The organism is Fusibacter sp. (assembly GCF_057447755.1).
In genome coordinates this window covers 18,045-33,655 of sequence record NZ_JBVBZF010000007.1, presented here as the reverse complement: position 1 = coordinate 33,655, position 15,611 = coordinate 18,045, and the positions used below count along the sequence as shown (strand labels likewise).

Below are 15,611 nucleotides of genomic sequence, written 5' to 3'. Positions count from 1 at the left end.
CATAAAAAAGGCAAATCCAATAACATGGATTTGCCTTTTCTTATCTCTAACGCTTATCATAACAAGTTCTATTTAATAATTTCATAGTAGAGTTTGCCTTGATTTGATGCAATTGACACACCATAAAGTGTTGTTTTTGTTCTTGGAACGCCAATAAGGGTGATGCCATTGTTATTTTTAATGCTGTAGTTTGAAGCTGTTGTCGGGTAGACTACTGTCACATCAAGCCCCTTTGCTTTAATCAACTGTAATTGATTGATCAATAATTCACTCTCGTAAATATCGCTATACTTATTGACATCATTCATTATGACGACCACTGGTTTTTTTATGGTCTGATTTACAAACGAGATGAGCTTTGTCCACTGAGTATAGTCATTGGTTCTAATGCTGTTACCCACATTGTTCATATGAACAAGCCAAGTATTATTCTTTTCCTCAATGGTCATTTTTGCCCTTGCGTCCTTCACCACCACATGGTCGTATGTTGACAAGAGTTCATTGCTGGTTTCACTAAAAACAAATGTATTGGCACTGGTTTTCAATGTTTTGGGGATGGTGTAGTCAGATAATGCTTTGATTTTCGTTATGCTGTCAGGAACCTTTAGTATGATTTTTTGTCCGACAATGGCTGTGATATCATCCACCAAAATCGTCCCCTTATCCTTAAGGGCACCATCTGTTTCAACCAGATAGACACGGGTTAATTTCACGGGATAGACCACATTACTCGGTAGTTCTGCTGTGACGTATTTCCACCCTTGCCAATCCACATGTCTTGCGAAGGTAATATTGGTAGACGTTCCAGCTGCATCGGTGATTTTACCTCTGAGCCAATGATCGTTACCATAGTCACCAAATGCCCACATGCCTACAGATTGAGTATTGTCAGGCAATTCAATTGGTGCAAAAAATTCGATATAGGCTGCCCTGGTATCTGAAGATGCTGTAAAATCATACTCTAGAATGCCAGATTGTCTCCCATTCTTCGGAACAGATAACTCTCTGTATTTACCTGTAACACTCGCTGGGTAGCCCACAAATTTACCTGTTGGCTTCTCGAAGCCCGTAAGCGTGAAAGATTGTGTGCCCACTGCAGCCGGAATATAAGTCACCAAACCATTAAATTCACATGTTATCAAGGCTTGTTGGGCTTGATTTCCAGCCTCAAAATCTCCAGTTAAACGATTGTACTTGCCGATGAGTTCAGGCACGGTGACCTTGACGGAATCCTTTGAAAGTTCTATGGTCTTACCATCATCTGTGGTCACTGTAAAATTTAAGGCTTTTACATCGCCCTTGTCTACCTTTATCACAGTTGGCGTGACGTTAAGTTTTACAGCGTTGTCATAGACATGAAGTTTAATGTCTGTTTTAAGCCCCTTGTATTCGGCTGTTAAGAGGCCCTCCCCTTCCGATAAAGTTGTGAGAATGCCCTGGTCAATACTTCCCTTTATACCCGTTAGGGTCCATTTTACATCTGACTCGGCAACCGTCAATGGCACGTAATTTGAATCAATTGCCTTAAGAAGAACTGGCGTTTTAGCCCCTAAAATAAGATTTGGACTTTCAATACCCACTTTTATTTGTGCAAGTGTCGGTGAAGTCGAAAGAATTTTAGTCACTGCAAGTCCTGTATACATCTTACGTTCACTACCGTCAGATGGATAATTAACGGTTGTTGGCGAAGCTTCCCAAGGTGACTGTACCACCATCTGAGTTGATCCACCACCATCAAGGTTTATGGCCTCATAAGCGCCCAGCTCAATCATAATGTTGCCAAGTTCAGTCTGGCTAACGCCTCTAAAAGAACTTGTACGCCCATCTATCGTCACCATAATAAGTTCTTTTCGGTCCCTTGAAATCCCCACAGCACTTCGTGGGTGTTTCCCGGTAATATTCTGTGAAAATGTCGTTGGCACCTTACCACCTGCGACGATTTGTGCACCGCCACCGATACTGAGATCCATGACCTTGAAATTCATATCATAGTTTATTTTAAGGGGATCTCCCACTTTAAAGTTTTTAATTGCGGTATCTATGTCTTTGCCCACACAAGCGATCACATAACCATTTGTCGGTATGGTAAAAGGTGCGCCTTTTCGCCTAATTTCCTTGATAAGATCATTTTGAACGAGGATTTCCACGATGTCCTTGCCTAGCGTATTGCCATAAGATTTAGCCGCCCAATCGGTGGTGAAGAGTATGCTTCTATCATAAGATAAATAAGGCTTGTTGACATAGGTCAACTTTTGCGTGTAAATACCATTGGTAAAACTGTTCTTAGGTGAGTTGATATAACCTATATAAGGGACATTGTCCTTAGTAACATTGAAAGAGGCAAACTCATTTGAACCGATGCTTGTGGTGAGCACTTGGCCATCCTTCACTAGGTTACCCAATGTCGTGTTGTTTGCTGTATCAAAAAAATCACTATTAATGGCCGCTACAAGAGAATGGTCTGCGTTGTTCTTTTCAAGCAAATTGGATAAGGTATCTCTACTGGACAAATAATCGTCCGTTAATACCGTTAGGTCCATTTGTTTTTTAAGATCTACCCTAACCACGTTGATGTTTAGCCATCCTTCATTTGTATATCTCATAATCGTCTGCTTGGTGACCCCGTCTGCCAATGGTTCAAGCTCACCTTTACCTTCATAGATGGTCACATAGTCTGCAAATGTAAATCCTTGTGTTAGTAACAAAATAATAACCAATAATAAGCTGATGCGTTTTCTCATAACTACCTCTCCAAATGTCTATACTCTCAATGATTTTTAATTGATTTAATCCCTTACATTATACCGTTTTATTGTGTCCACACAATGAAAATCTGATTACGAGTTAATGACATTTTCTATGGCTCAAATGGTTCAAAAACATAAAAAGGTATGATTCAACACGGCGTCAAATCATACCTTAAATTTAATTTAAGACAAAGGTCTTAATGATTTCATGAAAGTGCTTTAATTCTGAAATATCCTTAAAGTTTCTCTTGGGAATTAGATATGCATTTTGTGCATCAAGCTGTAAATAGACCATTTGTTCATCTTCACTGATCTGTTTGATAAAGGGTTCTTTAATCTCATTTTCAAAATCATCCTTGGTAAACTTAAAGGCCTTCTCATCAAGGGTTATGGTTTGATAACCTAATATCGCCTGATAAGCAGGTGATAGGCACAGTTTTTCAAAACGCTTTAGAAAGAGATATTCCCTAATCGCATAATAAAAGGCAAAGAACAATGTGGCTGCAACACCGAAAAAGACGGTAACTGCCATGAAATAAAAACTGCCAAAATTTTGATAGTCATCATAAGCTTTTAATGCCACAAATGCCAATGACATGGTCACAATGAACCTGATGCCAATCGCAACCAAGGACTGGTTGGTCTTCTTAAATTGCCTGAGTTTCAAGGCTTTCAAATCATCCACTGTAATATTATACTGAATCTGCAAAACACACCTCGTTTAATCTCAAAAATATTGTATAATTTAGGTTTTGAACCTGTTTTATTGTCCAGACTCTTGAAATGCCTTCAAAGAATCTTGAAGATACTCATTGATAACATCTTGAATATGGGAGTCTTTAAGAATAACACTGATTTCAATTCTTCTGTTCTGTGCATAAGCTTCATCAGTTGTACCTGACACTACTTTTCTGTATTCAGAGAACGAACTTGCAAGGAAGTACTTTCCAAAATCACTTTCAAGTTTTGGATTTGAAGTCATCAAATAATTCACAACAGCTGTTGCTCTTTTTGAACCAAGATCACGGTTATAGGTACCACTACCACGTTCATCTGTATGGCCTTGAATGTTTATAGAATCTATACTTGCTCTGATCTCAGGGTCTTTGAGAACCTCTTCAAATGATTTTGCGAGTTGGTCTAATAATTTTTTTCCGCTTTCCTTAATCGCATAAGAATCCGTATCAAACACAAGACTCTCATTGATGACGATATTTCCGGTGTCGCTGATGGTTACTAGGGGTTCCCCTGCTGTGTTTGTCTTACCGATGTTCGCTTCAATACTGTCTTTTACTGCGGTAAGAACATCAAGTCTAAGTACTGCGATCCCTTGAAGCTTTTGTCTTAAATTGCCGAGTTCTTGATTACTGCTGGCAATAATTTGCTTTTGAGCATCAATCTCCTCTTGTGACAGCTTTAAGGCGATTTGTCCCTGTTCTACCTCAGCCATTGTGCTGTCTAAATCAATTTTCAAGAGTCTGAGATTTTCTTGAGCTTGGCTTATTTCAAGCTTGCTCGCTTCCAGTTGTTTTTGCGTATCATCAAGTTCTTTTTTCATGAACTCCAAATTTTTTCCAGTGACAATATTATTGATATACATCAAAAACATGACAAAGAATAAGATAATGGCAATTGTGGAGATCATGTCTGTAAAAGAAGGCCAGAAATTTTCTTGGTCAACCTGATGAACGCGTCTTTTTCTCGCTTTCATATGTTCCTCCTAAATTTCTAATCCTATTTACGCGACGCTTTGATACCATCTGTTAAATCTTCAAATGCCACTGACATTCTCTGAATGTTTGTTTTTAAGTGATGATTAAACTCTGAAAAATCCCGTGTATTCTGTGAGAACGTTTGAATGGACTGATCAAAGGTGTTGAGGCTCTTTTCGATGGTTTCCGCAGTATCCTTCATATTAGATGAAGCAACTGTAAGTCTGTAACTCATTTGTTGAGAAACATCATCTAGGCTCTTGGTAAGCTGTTCACCCAAGGCTTCAAACGCATTCTCAAGTGGCGTTTTACCATTTTCGTCTGTATGTGTCAAATCTTGAATTTTCAGCCCAAGTACATTATCGAGATATTCTTCCACAACCGCTATATAGGATTCTCTCGTTTCATGAATACCAATTAAAATCGTTAAGAGATTTACGATGATTGAAGCCGTAATACCAAAGAGAGAGGTCACAAATGCCACAGACATGCCGTTGATTGAGCTCAACAAACCGCCGGTAATCATGTTGACATCGCCGATGATGGCTTCATTCGTATTACTTAAGAGGGCCACAAGCTCTGAAATAGAGAGTGTGAGTCCAAAGAAAGTCCCCACAAGACCAAGTACGATCATCAGTGCTGAAGATCGCTGCGCAAAACGTTCAGCCAACAATGTCTTACTTAAAAATTGATTGATGTTCTTATCAATAATTGCAGGGGTATTGATTTCCTGAATTTTAAGTGACTGTGCTGATTTAAAATCATCTACAATGGCATTGTTGATTTCACTTTTAAAAACGATATTCTTGCGGTTTTCATGTTCTGTCATATCGAAGATTAAACCGAGATACTTGGCTTTAACTCTTAGTAAGGCCACTATTGTAAATAATAAAATTAGAACAATCACACCTATAATCAATTGACCAATAGGATTCATGCTTAGTATCATTTGAATCATTTCATACCTCCTATGTTTCATTCATAATTTATCATGGTTTATATTTCTGCTACTATGCCACTTTAATGATGGCTTAATACTATGTTACCATAATAGAATTCGAATTGGTAAACTGTAAATGAATCATAATATTATTTTAAGCATTATTTAATAATCCCAACAAGTGTTTTATCGACATGCAACTTATGAAAATTTCAAAAGAAAACCCCGTTATGAATGGACATAAGGGGGTTCTGTTAATAATCACATGAAATATTGTCTCTTTATAAAGTTGAATGCCATTACTGGTTTTGTAATATCTTGTTCATAATAAAAGATTCTATTTCTGGTCTGTTTTTAATCATAGAAAGGTTGGCATCCCCCTTGAGTATCATGAGCTCATGGTGCTCGAAAAGCCCACAAAGTGCCAACTTTTCTGGCAACTCAGCATCCATATCCGTAAGCGCTTCAATAATATAAACAGGATTTTTTACCGCCTCAAACATCTCTTTTGTGTACGTTTTGTGATCCCAGAAGTCCTTCATAAAAGTGTAATTGGAAATCATCTCTTTTTGGCTGGTACTGTAGAGTATTTCCTCAAAGAATCCCTCCCAAAATAATCTCTTGCTGACATCGTCTGGATAGATATTGATACTTGATCGAATTCTCTTGCCAAAACGTCTTTTAAAGCTTTCAAAGTTTAGGTATGAAACAGATTTTAGAAAGCTCTTAATCGATCTTTGATTTAACTTTACGGTCTTCTTTGACACCATTTCATCTTTGCTGATCCCGTGGATGAAGAAGATCTTATCAAACAGATTAGGGGCCTTCAACAATAGCGCCTGTAGTAATACCGTACCAAAGGAATTGGCAATCACATATAGGGGTTCGTCATCCTTTTTGAGACTCGATACAAACACACTGAGCACCTCAGTCATCTCATCAAGTGAAGAAACAACCGGATAATCTAATGCAACCACTCTAAAGGTTTTTGAAAAGGTCTCTATGTACTCGTAAAATGAAAGGGCTTTTCCCGTTGACCCCGGAAGCATCAACACAAGCGGACCCCTTCCTTTATCAATATACTGAATTTCATGATTTAAGATTGAATGCACTTTATATTGAATTTGAGCTTTAAAACCAGCATAGGGTGCAAAATCTTCGTCCAGAACGTACTTATAATGCGCTTCCTTTAAGGTAACCGATAGCTTTTCCTTTTTTTTGAACATCCTTCTCTCCTCAATAAGTAATTATGCTTCATTATAGCACTTTTTTTGGGGCATTTTCTTTAAGAAATCCTAATTTATTAATTAAATTGTAATTTTTCATTTAGAAAAATGACAGGATGTTATAATATAATAATAGAGAAGACAAAAAGACGAGGTTGACATGAAAATAAGAACTAAATTTATTATTTCTCTCATATTGATTATTGTGATCCCTGCCATTTCCACAATCATGGTCACAACTAATTTTCTAAGTGACAATTTAAACTTCATTCACTTTTTTGACACCTATTATGATATTTTCAACAATTTTTCAAAGGTGTCCAGTGATTTTGAGGGTTTTGTTGCCCCTTATACAACGACGCCTGAATTCTTTCTGAGCGAACGTTTTAAACGCGAGTCAGCTGAGTACAGTACCTCTTTTCTAATTATCGAAGTTTATGAAAACAATCAATTGTATTACACGACTTATTCAGATCAAATTCAATACAGCAACTTATTTGAAAAATTCCTTTATGAAGGACGGCTTGAAAATACGCCTCAAGAAAAATACTCGCTACAGCATCGACATTATGAACGATTGAATGCTGGTCCAATCGATGTTAAACTGCTAATAGACAGTACAAGACTCGATGTGGCATACTCCTTGTCTGAGCGCGTGTTTTTGTTGCTATATGCCGTCTTCAACGTGGCAGTGCTTTCAATCATACTTTCCTGGATTTCAAATCCACTTAAAAGAAGCATACGTAAACTAACTTTTACCACCACTGAAATTGGGAGAGGCAACCTAAATGCCAATTTAGAGTATTATGAAAACGATGATTTTGACGAACTTGCTGGCAGTATAGAGCGCATGCGTCAATCCTTAAAAAAATCAGTTGAGAAACAAGAGACCTTGGAGCTTGAGAAAAAAGAAATTATTGCGAATATCTCCCACGATCTCAGAACCCCAATAACCTCTATAAGAGGCTATATTCAAGGCTTAAAAGACGGTGTTGCCAGAACTGAAGCCATGGAAAAAGAATATCTCGACACCATAGAAGCCAAAACCTACATGATTGAAAGCCTTGTCAACGATTTATCTATACTGGCAAAATATGACCAGCAGGGCATTCAGCTCAATCGACAAAAAATTAATTTAAGAAACTTCTTATACGATTGCTTGGATGCACTCGAATCAGATGTAAAAAAAATGGGAGGCAGCCTCTCGCTTCATTACATCATCAAAGATACCTATATCCTTGCTGATCCGGAAAAACTCATGCGAGTCTTTATCAACATCATTGAGAATTCCATAAAATATAGAAGTCAATCCCCTATCGAGATTGTCATTCTTGCCAATCAAGATGATGATGGTGTTTTCATCAACATTTCTGATAATGGTATAGGGCTTTCTGAAGAAGACCTCAGCAAAGTCTTTGAAAGGTTTTACAGGTCTGATAAATCGAGAAATCTCAATATCAAGGGGAGTGGCATTGGCCTTAGTATTTGTAAGGACATAATTGAATCGCATGGTGGTCGTATAAGTGCTTATAGTAATGATTCGAAAGGCTTAACTGTTTCTATCAGACTAAAAGCATATGATGAAGAATAGGAGAATATATGGAAAAAATACTCATTATTGAAGATGATCAGAGCATCGCACGCCTTCAAAAGGATTACCTTGAAATCAGCGGCTATGAAGTTGCTATAGAAGAAACTGGCGATTTGACAAAGATCATCCCCATGCTTGAAAATGTAAACTTAGTCATACTGGATCTCATGCTGCCCAAGGGGAACGGCATCGACATCTGCAAGAGAATACAGTCTGTTAAAGACATTCCAATCATCATCATTTCGGCAAAGGATCAGGATATGGACATCGTTCTTGGCCTTGGTGTCGGTGCAGATGATTATATGACCAAACCCTTTAGCACAAGTGAACTTATTGCAAGAGTCAAGGCCCACTTGAGACGCTATCAAAAGATGAAGTCTGCTCAGGAAGGGTCATATGATGACGCCAACATCGTCATTAGGGATATGGTCATAAATGAAATGACCAAAACCTTTTCGGTCATGGGGGAGCTTCTAGACCTTACACCAAAAGAATTTGAAATCATCGTTCTCCTTGCAAAAAATAGAGGCCGTGTTTTTTCAAAAGAGGAAATCTATGAGCGCGTTTGGAAATACGATTCACTCGGCGATGCCTTTACGGTGACTGTTCATGTGAAGCGCATCCGAGAAAAGATAGAAGCAGTTTCACCAAATACGACATTCATCGAAACTGTATGGGGTGTTGGTTATAAGATCGTTTAGTTGATCACCTTTTCTTGTTCAAGCGCTTAAGCTGGTATAAGCATTAGGTAAGGTAAATTATAAAATCCGTCAAAGGCTGACATAATGTCAGCTCTGACGGATTTTCTTTTTGTTATTAAATGCCCATTATTCACAATAAATTTTATGGCTTACTTGAGCAACTTTTTTACCCATTTTAAATGATTCTTATAGGGTGGATACACAAGTGGCAATTCAAACTTGGTCGATTTCTTCAAGATGCTCTTTCTATGTGAAAAAGTCAAGAAGCTGTCATGTCCATGGTAAGCTCCCATTCCAGAGCTGCCAACACCGCCAAAAGGCAATGCTGATGATGCCACATGAGAAATCGTGTCGTTAATACAACCGCCACCAAATGGTATCTGGTCCATGAGTAAATCTTGAATTTTCTCATTTTCAGAGAACACATAGAAGGCCAGTGGTTTTGGATGTGATCTCACCACATCAATCACTTCCTCTAAATTGTCATAGGTCAAGAGTGGCAAGACCGGTCCAAATATTTCGTCCTTCATAATCTCATCTGACCACACCACATTGGACATAACTGTCGGTGCAATATAACGCTCCAATCGATCATATTGCCCTCCAATGATGACCTTATCGTGATTGATTAGACCAGTTATTCTGTCAAAATGTCTCTCGTTTACAATACGGCAATAGTCAGGACTTTTAATAGGTGCAATCCCATAGAAATCAACGATAACCTTTGCGAGTTCGTCAATAAAGGCCTTTTCCACTGACTTGTGAACATAGACATAGTCCGGTGCCACACAGATTTGACCAGCATTCATGAACTTGCCCCAGGCAATCCTTTTTGCAGCAACCTTAATGTTGGCATCCTTATGAACGATTACGGGGCTTTTCCCCCCAAGTTCAAGGGTAACAGGTACTAAATTTTCAGCTGCCGCCTTCATAACAACCTTACCAACGGGTACACTGCCTGTAAAAAAGATATAATCAAAGGGCATGTTTATAAGTTCTGTTGTCATTTCACGACCACCAACAACCACCGCAATATAGTTTGGATCAAAGAGTTCTGTTATTAATTTTAAAAGAACTGCCTCTGTATGCGGTGTGTATTCTGATGGTTTTAGTATAGCGGTATTGCCAGCTGCAATTGCACCAATTAAAGGCTCAATCAAGAGCTGGAATGGATAATTAAAGGGGGCGATTATCAATACCGTACCATATGGGTCATACTTATAATAAGACTTTGCCATAGGTTGATGTATCGGGGTTTTCACCTGTTGATCCTTTGACCATGTTGCCACATGATTAATCATATACTGAATGCTGTCAAGCACGAACCCAACTTCAGTAGCATATCCTTCAAAATAGGGTTTCCCCAGGTCTTTTTTCAATGCATTTAGGATTTCTTCTTCATGGAGTAAAATACCCTGTCTTAACTTGGTCAACTGATTAATTCTAAACTGTACAGATCGTGTTAAACCACTTTTAAAATAATTTTTTTGATTTTTAAAAATTGATTTCATAAACACTCCTTTACTTCATAGGTATTGATCGCCACCTACAACGCCATTTATGGTCTTATATCAAATACACTGTCTAGTCTTGTCATATGAATAATGCGCTTGACATCCTCATTTAAACCGAATAACTGCATCTCACTTTTAGTCTCTTGGCACTTCTTAAACAAGCCAACCAAAACACCTAGACCTGTACTGTCAATAAAAGTACACTCTGAAAAGTCCAAATCAAAATGAACTTGTTCCTTTGAGATGGCAAGATAAGTCGTTTCTCTAAATTTTGCGACTTCATCAACTGTAAAATTCTTAGAAATTTTTAGGGTCATTGTCTTCATATTATTCTCCTCTTACCTTAAATCGATCTGTTAAATGGTGAAGCTCATTTGCCATGGCATTTAATTCCTCACTGCCAGCTGCTAGTGTTTCACTAAGTGCCGTCTGTTCTTCTGTGGACGCTGAAATGGTTTGTGAATTTGCCGCATTCATTTCAGACAATGTGGATACGTGGTCTATGAGTTCCAATATCCTGTCAGAGCTTGAAACCTCATCTGCAGTAACATCAACAATTTGAGAAATATCCTTAGAGATTTTATCTATGGCTTCTTGGATGCCGATGAAAGCCCTATCTGTGCCAGTTGACTTTTCAACACCTGCTTTAACCGCAGTATTTCCTTCACTCATGGAAGAAACGGCCTGCTCAATAGAACTCACCATTTTGCGTACAACTTCAGTGATGCCATTTGCTTCATCACCTGTTTGCTCCGCTAGCTTTCTAACTTCCTCTGCAACGACTGCAAAGCCCCTACCATGCTCACCGGCTCTAGCCGCTTCTATGGAAGCGTTCAATGCCAATAGATTGGTTTGCTCTGAGATTCCATTAATGGTGTCGATAACACCAATTACCTTGGTGGATAGGGTTTCAATCTCTTTGAGAATTTGATTTGTCTTTTGTGTGGAATTGCTGATAATGGTCATGGCCTTAACCGTTTCATCTACACTGTTTCTACCTTGGTTAACAACCTCAAGACTTGTGGAAGCACTTTCAACTGCTTTTTCAGCACTGGCCTTAGCCAATTGAATTAGACTTGAAAGTTGAACAAGTACTTGCGAAGTATCCAGTATTGAACTGCCCTGTGTTTCAATATTTCGCGCAACATCTGTTATGCTCTTTGCAATTTCTTCAGTGGATGCGCTGAGATTGTTGGCTGAGTTTGAGATATCATCAGATGAAACCGCAAGTTCTCCAGAGTTCACCTTAACCTTACGAACAACCTCGTGTTGGGTTAAGACCATTTCATTAAAGGACTTTCCGATGAACTCTATCTCATCACCCGTTTTAATGTCTACAGAAACCGTCAGATCTCCCTCGCCAACCAGTGCCATTTTTTTAGAGATTAGAGCCAGCGGATTGGTAATGTTCAATGTTGTAAAAGCATATGCAACCAAAAGTGCAATTAGCGCTGCAATTAAGCCTGAAATCATAATAATCTTGCCGATGGCCTTAGAGGTCTTCATGTAGTCATCATAATTTGCTGTAACAGCGATTCCCCAATCTCCAACAGGAACGTAAGATATAAATTTATAAACCCCTTTATAAGTATAAAATTCATGTCCACTCTTTTGTTGATTGATATTGGAAAGTACAGTATCTAATTCTGGCACACCGATCTCCAATAGATTAAGATTAAATTCATTTTCCTTTGTCGGATGTGAAATGACAAGTCCTGACTTATCAAACATATAAGCATAGCCTGAATCAAAGACCTTTATCTTAGAAACATGTGCTGTTATATTTTCAAATCTAACAGTTGCAATGACACTACCTACAGTTCTACCATTTTTTTGAATCGGATAAGCAATGGCGACTACTGGTTGATTAGAAACTTTAGAAATTACAACACCACTTTGACCTGAACCTTTTGACATAAGATCTTTAAAGTATGCACGATCACTCACATTTACGTCAATGGTTTCACTGCTACTAGAAGTAAGCCCCTTACCCTTGGCATCTGTAACAACAATCATTTCCAATATGGTTTCGTTGTCTTTTTGGAGCCCTTGTACATATTGAAAAGCCTCTTTTCGCGCTGTCATATCACCCGATGCCAAGGCTTGAAGTGTCGTATTGCCACTGATGAGCTTAGAAACCAAATGTGCTTGAGTCAGTTCTGCCTCGATGGACTCAGCGGTAAGAGAAGTGAGTTCATCCAGCTTGTCTTCAACCATTTGCTCTGTGGAACGCGTTACCTTGGTGGTAGATATAATTCCTACCGCCAACAAAGGTACTATAATAACAATTAACATTAAGACCATTACTTTAAGTTTTAAACTTTTTATCATATGTCTACCCCATCCTTTATCTCTATTTCTGCGATGACGCTATTGCCATTATAATAGCAATGGTCTGCAAATTGATGTATCAAATACAAGCCTCTACCACTTTCTTCTAGAAGTTCATGATCTTCGATGTGTGTCTTAATGACAAAATGCTTATCTCTAACACCAAAATCCTTTACTTCTATAATGAGTCGATCCTTGTAGTCAATAACGGTTACCTTTATCGGCAACTCTTCATTTCCATCATTCCCGTACTTAAACGCGTTGGTGATCAATTCCATTAAAATGAGCTGAATCTGAAATCTCATATCTGGCTTATTGATACCATCTACGATTTTCTCTACCACATATTGATAATTACTTAGACCATCTAAGATATACTCTTTGGTAACACCTTCTGTTCCAAAGTCAAAAATCAGCGCAGTTGAGTCATCTCTAAGGCCAACCTCACTTAGATGTTGGTCTTCCACTAGCTTAGTTAAATTTGTTTTGAGTTTATAATTATAGGGTTCTTCAAACAATTGAAGTTCAATTTTTTGATCATGTATAAGTTCTGAAAGCCCATCTGTGAATAACAATATACGCTTAATACAATCCAATGAAAAAGTAACGTCATCGAAAGTCAAATGATTGAACATACCTAAGAAGGGGCCTCTTAAATGGTGCTGGCTCAGCTCTTGACGGCAATCTAGGCTATAGAACTCGTCAATACCTGCACTTATCAAATCAATCTTATTGGCATTTAAATCTATTGCAAATAACATTGCGGCCACATATTCATTGGGAAAATAGAGTGAAACCTTCTTGTTTAGAATTTGAACGATTTCTCTTAAAGATTTTTTATCGTCAACGGCCTCATGAAACAATATTTCAAAGGCTGAAATATTCATGGCCGCCCCAATGCCCTTGCCAGAAATATCGCCCAATATACCAATAATTTTAGATTCAGAAACTTTGTTGAAAAAATAGAAATCACCACTGACTGTTTTAGAAGGGATATAGGCTGTTCCGATTTCAATGCCTGTGATATTTGGAATTTTCTTAAGCATCACTTTCTTTTGAACGCGTGCAGCACTGTTTAAATCCTTCTTCCTCAAGGTAATATCTCTTGCTATGGTCAGCACAGCGGATTCACCTTCTATGACAATATGGTTGGACATCATTTCAAAATGTCTTATGGTACCGTCTCTTAGCCTCACCTCATAATCAGTTGGCCCTATGACTTTATTATGCTTTGACAAAGTTGATAATCTTGTATTAGCCTTTTCAAAAGAGTCGAAAAGATATTCACGGATGTTTGAACCCACCAGTTGCGTCTGTACCATTTCCGCCTTTTCATTGGCAAGAATAATCTCACCGTTTTTTAAAATCAAGACGATATCAGGTAAGGCATCTATCAATTCTCTAAATTCGTTCAGGCTCTTTTCTGTCATAAATCACCTCGCTTTTTGGGTAATATACTCACAGCATTACTTATATTCCCATGATTGATGTACTACAAACAAAAAAACTGCTATTTAAGTGGCTTAGTCAAATAAATAGCAGTCGTTTTAAATCAGTATTGTCAGATCAAATTTATTAGAAGAAACACCAACTTATTTATTTAATTTCTTCTCAACCATAGGTGATCTTAATCTTGCGCCTGGGTTGAAGCCCGATCCGATTAATGGTCTTGCATATTTAATAAATGCTTCTGTAACATTGTTGCCTGCTTCATTCATAAATTCTTCAGGCATGTGTTTTGTCTTAGCTGCGATTTCTTTAAGATCAACTAATCTGAAATCAACTGCATAATCACCAGTTCTCTCCATTACTACAGAACCATCTAAATTGTCAATTAAAGCGAATTGAACTGCTTTTTCAGCAACTTCTCTAGCTTCTTTTTGATCTGTATCAGAAACACAACCAAGGAAAGATCTTTGCATGTAGCCTAAGGTATCCGCTCTTACACGGCCTATGCCAAGCTTCGCTTTAACTTCAGCAACAAGTAAGTCACCAAGTGCACCAGTACCTGATAATTGAACGTTACCATGAGCATCTCTTTCAACATTATCTTGAAGCTTAGTAACGATTGCTTCGCCTGTTTCATCTTGGATTCCTTCTGAAACAGCAACAATACATCTACCATATTTTTCATAAACAGCTTTTACATCAGCTAAGAAATTATCAATAATGAATGGTTTTTCTGGGAAGTAGATTAAATGTGGACCATCATCTTCAAAAACTCTACCAAGAGCAGCAGCACCTGTTAAGAAGCCTGCATGTCTACCCATGATAACACCAATGTAAACGCCAGCAAGCGCTCTGTTGTCATAGTTGATGCCAGCAAATGCAGAAGCAACATATCTTGCTGCAGAACCAAATCCTGGTGTATGGTCATTGATTACTAAGTCATTGTCTACTGTTTTAGGAATATGAACTGCTCTAAACTCATAGTTTTGGTTTTTAGCTTCTTCGTTAACGATCCTAACGGTATCAGATGAGTCGTTACCACCAATGTAGAAGAAAAATCTAATATTATGCGCTTTCATTGATTCGAACATTTTTTTACAAAACTCTGGTGTTGGTTTAACACGTGTTGACAATAAGCCTGATGAAGGTGTCGCTGCAACAGCTTCAAGGTTTGCCACTGTCTCTCTTGTCAAATCCATAAATTCTTCGTTTACAATGCCTTCAACACCGTGAACTGCACCGTAAATTCTTTCAACTTGAGCATATCTTCTCGCTTCAAGTACAACACCAACCATAGATTGGTTGATAACAGCAGTAGGGCCACCGCCTTGTGCTACTAATAAATTACCTTTTAATACTTGTTGACTCATATTATTTCCTCCTAATCACAATTCTTGTTC

General features: G+C 38.1%; 12 protein-coding genes. 2 read left to right on the top strand and 10 right to left on the bottom strand.

What is annotated here, in order from left to right; all coding sequences use genetic code 11:
- Positions 1-68: 68 nt before the first annotated feature.
- The 5 genes from AC220I_RS04140 to AC220I_RS04120 form a co-directional block, all read right to left on the bottom strand.
- Positions 69-2,741 carry a phosphodiester glycosidase family protein gene (locus AC220I_RS04140; protein WP_486722559.1) on the bottom strand — a complete coding sequence of 891 codons (2,673 nt, stop codon included), beginning with the start codon at positions 2,739-2,741 and terminating at the stop codon, positions 69-71.
- Positions 2,742-2,925: 184 nt separating this feature from the next.
- Positions 2,926-3,456 carry a YcxB family protein gene (locus tag AC220I_RS04135; protein ID WP_486722558.1) on the bottom strand — a complete coding sequence of 177 codons (531 nt, stop codon included), beginning with the start codon at positions 3,454-3,456 and terminating at the stop codon, positions 2,926-2,928.
- 54 nt (positions 3,457-3,510) lie between these two features.
- Entirely contained in the window at positions 3,511-4,458 is a 948-nt protein-coding gene (locus AC220I_RS04130) for an OmpA family protein (RefSeq protein ID WP_486722557.1), read from the bottom strand.
- A 23-nt stretch (positions 4,459-4,481) separates the two neighbouring features.
- Positions 4,482-5,417 carry a hypothetical protein gene (locus tag AC220I_RS04125; RefSeq protein ID WP_486722556.1) on the bottom strand — a complete coding sequence of 312 codons (936 nt, stop codon included), beginning with the start codon at positions 5,415-5,417 and terminating at the stop codon, positions 4,482-4,484.
- Between the two features lie 281 nt (positions 5,418-5,698).
- Positions 5,699-6,625 carry an alpha/beta hydrolase gene (locus AC220I_RS04120; RefSeq protein ID WP_486722555.1) on the bottom strand — a complete coding sequence of 309 codons (927 nt, stop codon included), beginning with the start codon at positions 6,623-6,625 and terminating at the stop codon, positions 5,699-5,701.
- A gap of 160 nt (positions 6,626-6,785) precedes the next feature.
- On the opposite strand from AC220I_RS04120, the gene AC220I_RS04115 reads away from it, so the two are divergent.
- Together AC220I_RS04115 and AC220I_RS04110 are read left to right on the top strand one after the other, a co-directional pair.
- Positions 6,786-8,216, top strand: a complete 1,431-nt coding sequence (locus tag AC220I_RS04115; protein WP_486722554.1) for a sensor histidine kinase — start codon at positions 6,786-6,788, stop codon at positions 8,214-8,216.
- An 8-nt stretch (positions 8,217-8,224) separates the two neighbouring features.
- Positions 8,225-8,917, top strand: a complete 693-nt coding sequence (locus AC220I_RS04110) for a response regulator transcription factor (RefSeq protein WP_486722553.1) — start codon at positions 8,225-8,227, stop codon at positions 8,915-8,917.
- A gap of 149 nt (positions 8,918-9,066) precedes the next feature.
- Here the strand turns inward: AC220I_RS04110 and AC220I_RS04105 are convergent, their stop codons facing one another.
- The 5 genes from AC220I_RS04105 to AC220I_RS04085 form a co-directional block, all read right to left on the bottom strand.
- Positions 9,067-10,428, bottom strand: coding sequence for an aldehyde dehydrogenase (locus AC220I_RS04105; RefSeq protein WP_486722552.1), 1,362 nt, complete (start codon positions 10,426-10,428; stop codon positions 9,067-9,069).
- Positions 10,429-10,475: 47 nt separating this feature from the next.
- Positions 10,476-10,757 (bottom strand): STAS domain-containing protein, encoded by a 282-nt coding sequence (locus AC220I_RS04100; RefSeq protein WP_486722551.1) that lies wholly within the window; start codon positions 10,755-10,757, stop codon positions 10,476-10,478.
- Between the two features lies 1 nt (position 10,758).
- Complete coding sequence (locus tag AC220I_RS04095; RefSeq protein ID WP_486722550.1) at positions 10,759-12,762, bottom strand: methyl-accepting chemotaxis protein; 2,004 nt, start codon at positions 12,760-12,762, stop codon at positions 10,759-10,761.
- On the bottom strand, positions 12,759-14,192 hold the full coding sequence (locus AC220I_RS04090) for an ATP-binding SpoIIE family protein phosphatase (RefSeq protein WP_486722549.1): 1,434 nt from the start codon (positions 14,190-14,192) through the stop codon (positions 12,759-12,761). Before AC220I_RS04090 ends, AC220I_RS04095 begins: the two co-directional genes overlap by 4 nt.
- Positions 14,193-14,354: 162 nt before the next feature.
- Positions 14,355-15,581 carry a 6-phosphofructokinase gene (locus AC220I_RS04085; RefSeq protein WP_486722548.1) on the bottom strand — a complete coding sequence of 409 codons (1,227 nt, stop codon included), beginning with the start codon at positions 15,579-15,581 and terminating at the stop codon, positions 14,355-14,357.
- Between the last annotated feature and the right edge of the window lie 30 nt (positions 15,582-15,611).

Coding starts and splice junctions, on each gene's coding strand:
- AC220I_RS04140 (WP_486722559.1), bottom strand. CDS start 2,741: ATGAGAAAACGCATCAGCTTATTATTGGTTATTATTTTGTTACTAACA.
- AC220I_RS04130 (WP_486722557.1), bottom strand. CDS start 4,458: ATGAAAGCGAGAAAAAGACGCGTTCATCAGGTTGACCAAGAAAATTTC.
- AC220I_RS04125 (WP_486722556.1), bottom strand. CDS start 5,417: ATGATTCAAATGATACTAAGCATGAATCCTATTGGTCAATTGATTATA.
- AC220I_RS04120 (WP_486722555.1), bottom strand. CDS start 6,625: ATGTTCAAAAAAAAGGAAAAGCTATCGGTTACCTTAAAGGAAGCGCAT.
- AC220I_RS04115 (WP_486722554.1), top strand. CDS start 6,786: ATGAAAATAAGAACTAAATTTATTATTTCTCTCATATTGATTATTGTG.
- AC220I_RS04110 (WP_486722553.1), top strand. CDS start 8,225: ATGGAAAAAATACTCATTATTGAAGATGATCAGAGCATCGCACGCCTT.
- AC220I_RS04105 (WP_486722552.1), bottom strand. CDS start 10,428: ATGAAATCAATTTTTAAAAATCAAAAAAATTATTTTAAAAGTGGTTTA.
- AC220I_RS04100 (WP_486722551.1), bottom strand. CDS start 10,757: ATGAAGACAATGACCCTAAAAATTTCTAAGAATTTTACAGTTGATGAA.
- AC220I_RS04095 (WP_486722550.1), bottom strand. CDS start 12,762: ATGATAAAAAGTTTAAAACTTAAAGTAATGGTCTTAATGTTAATTGTT.
- AC220I_RS04090 (WP_486722549.1), bottom strand. CDS start 14,192: ATGACAGAAAAGAGCCTGAACGAATTTAGAGAATTGATAGATGCCTTA.
- AC220I_RS04085 (WP_486722548.1), bottom strand. CDS start 15,581: ATGAGTCAACAAGTATTAAAAGGTAATTTATTAGTAGCACAAGGCGGT.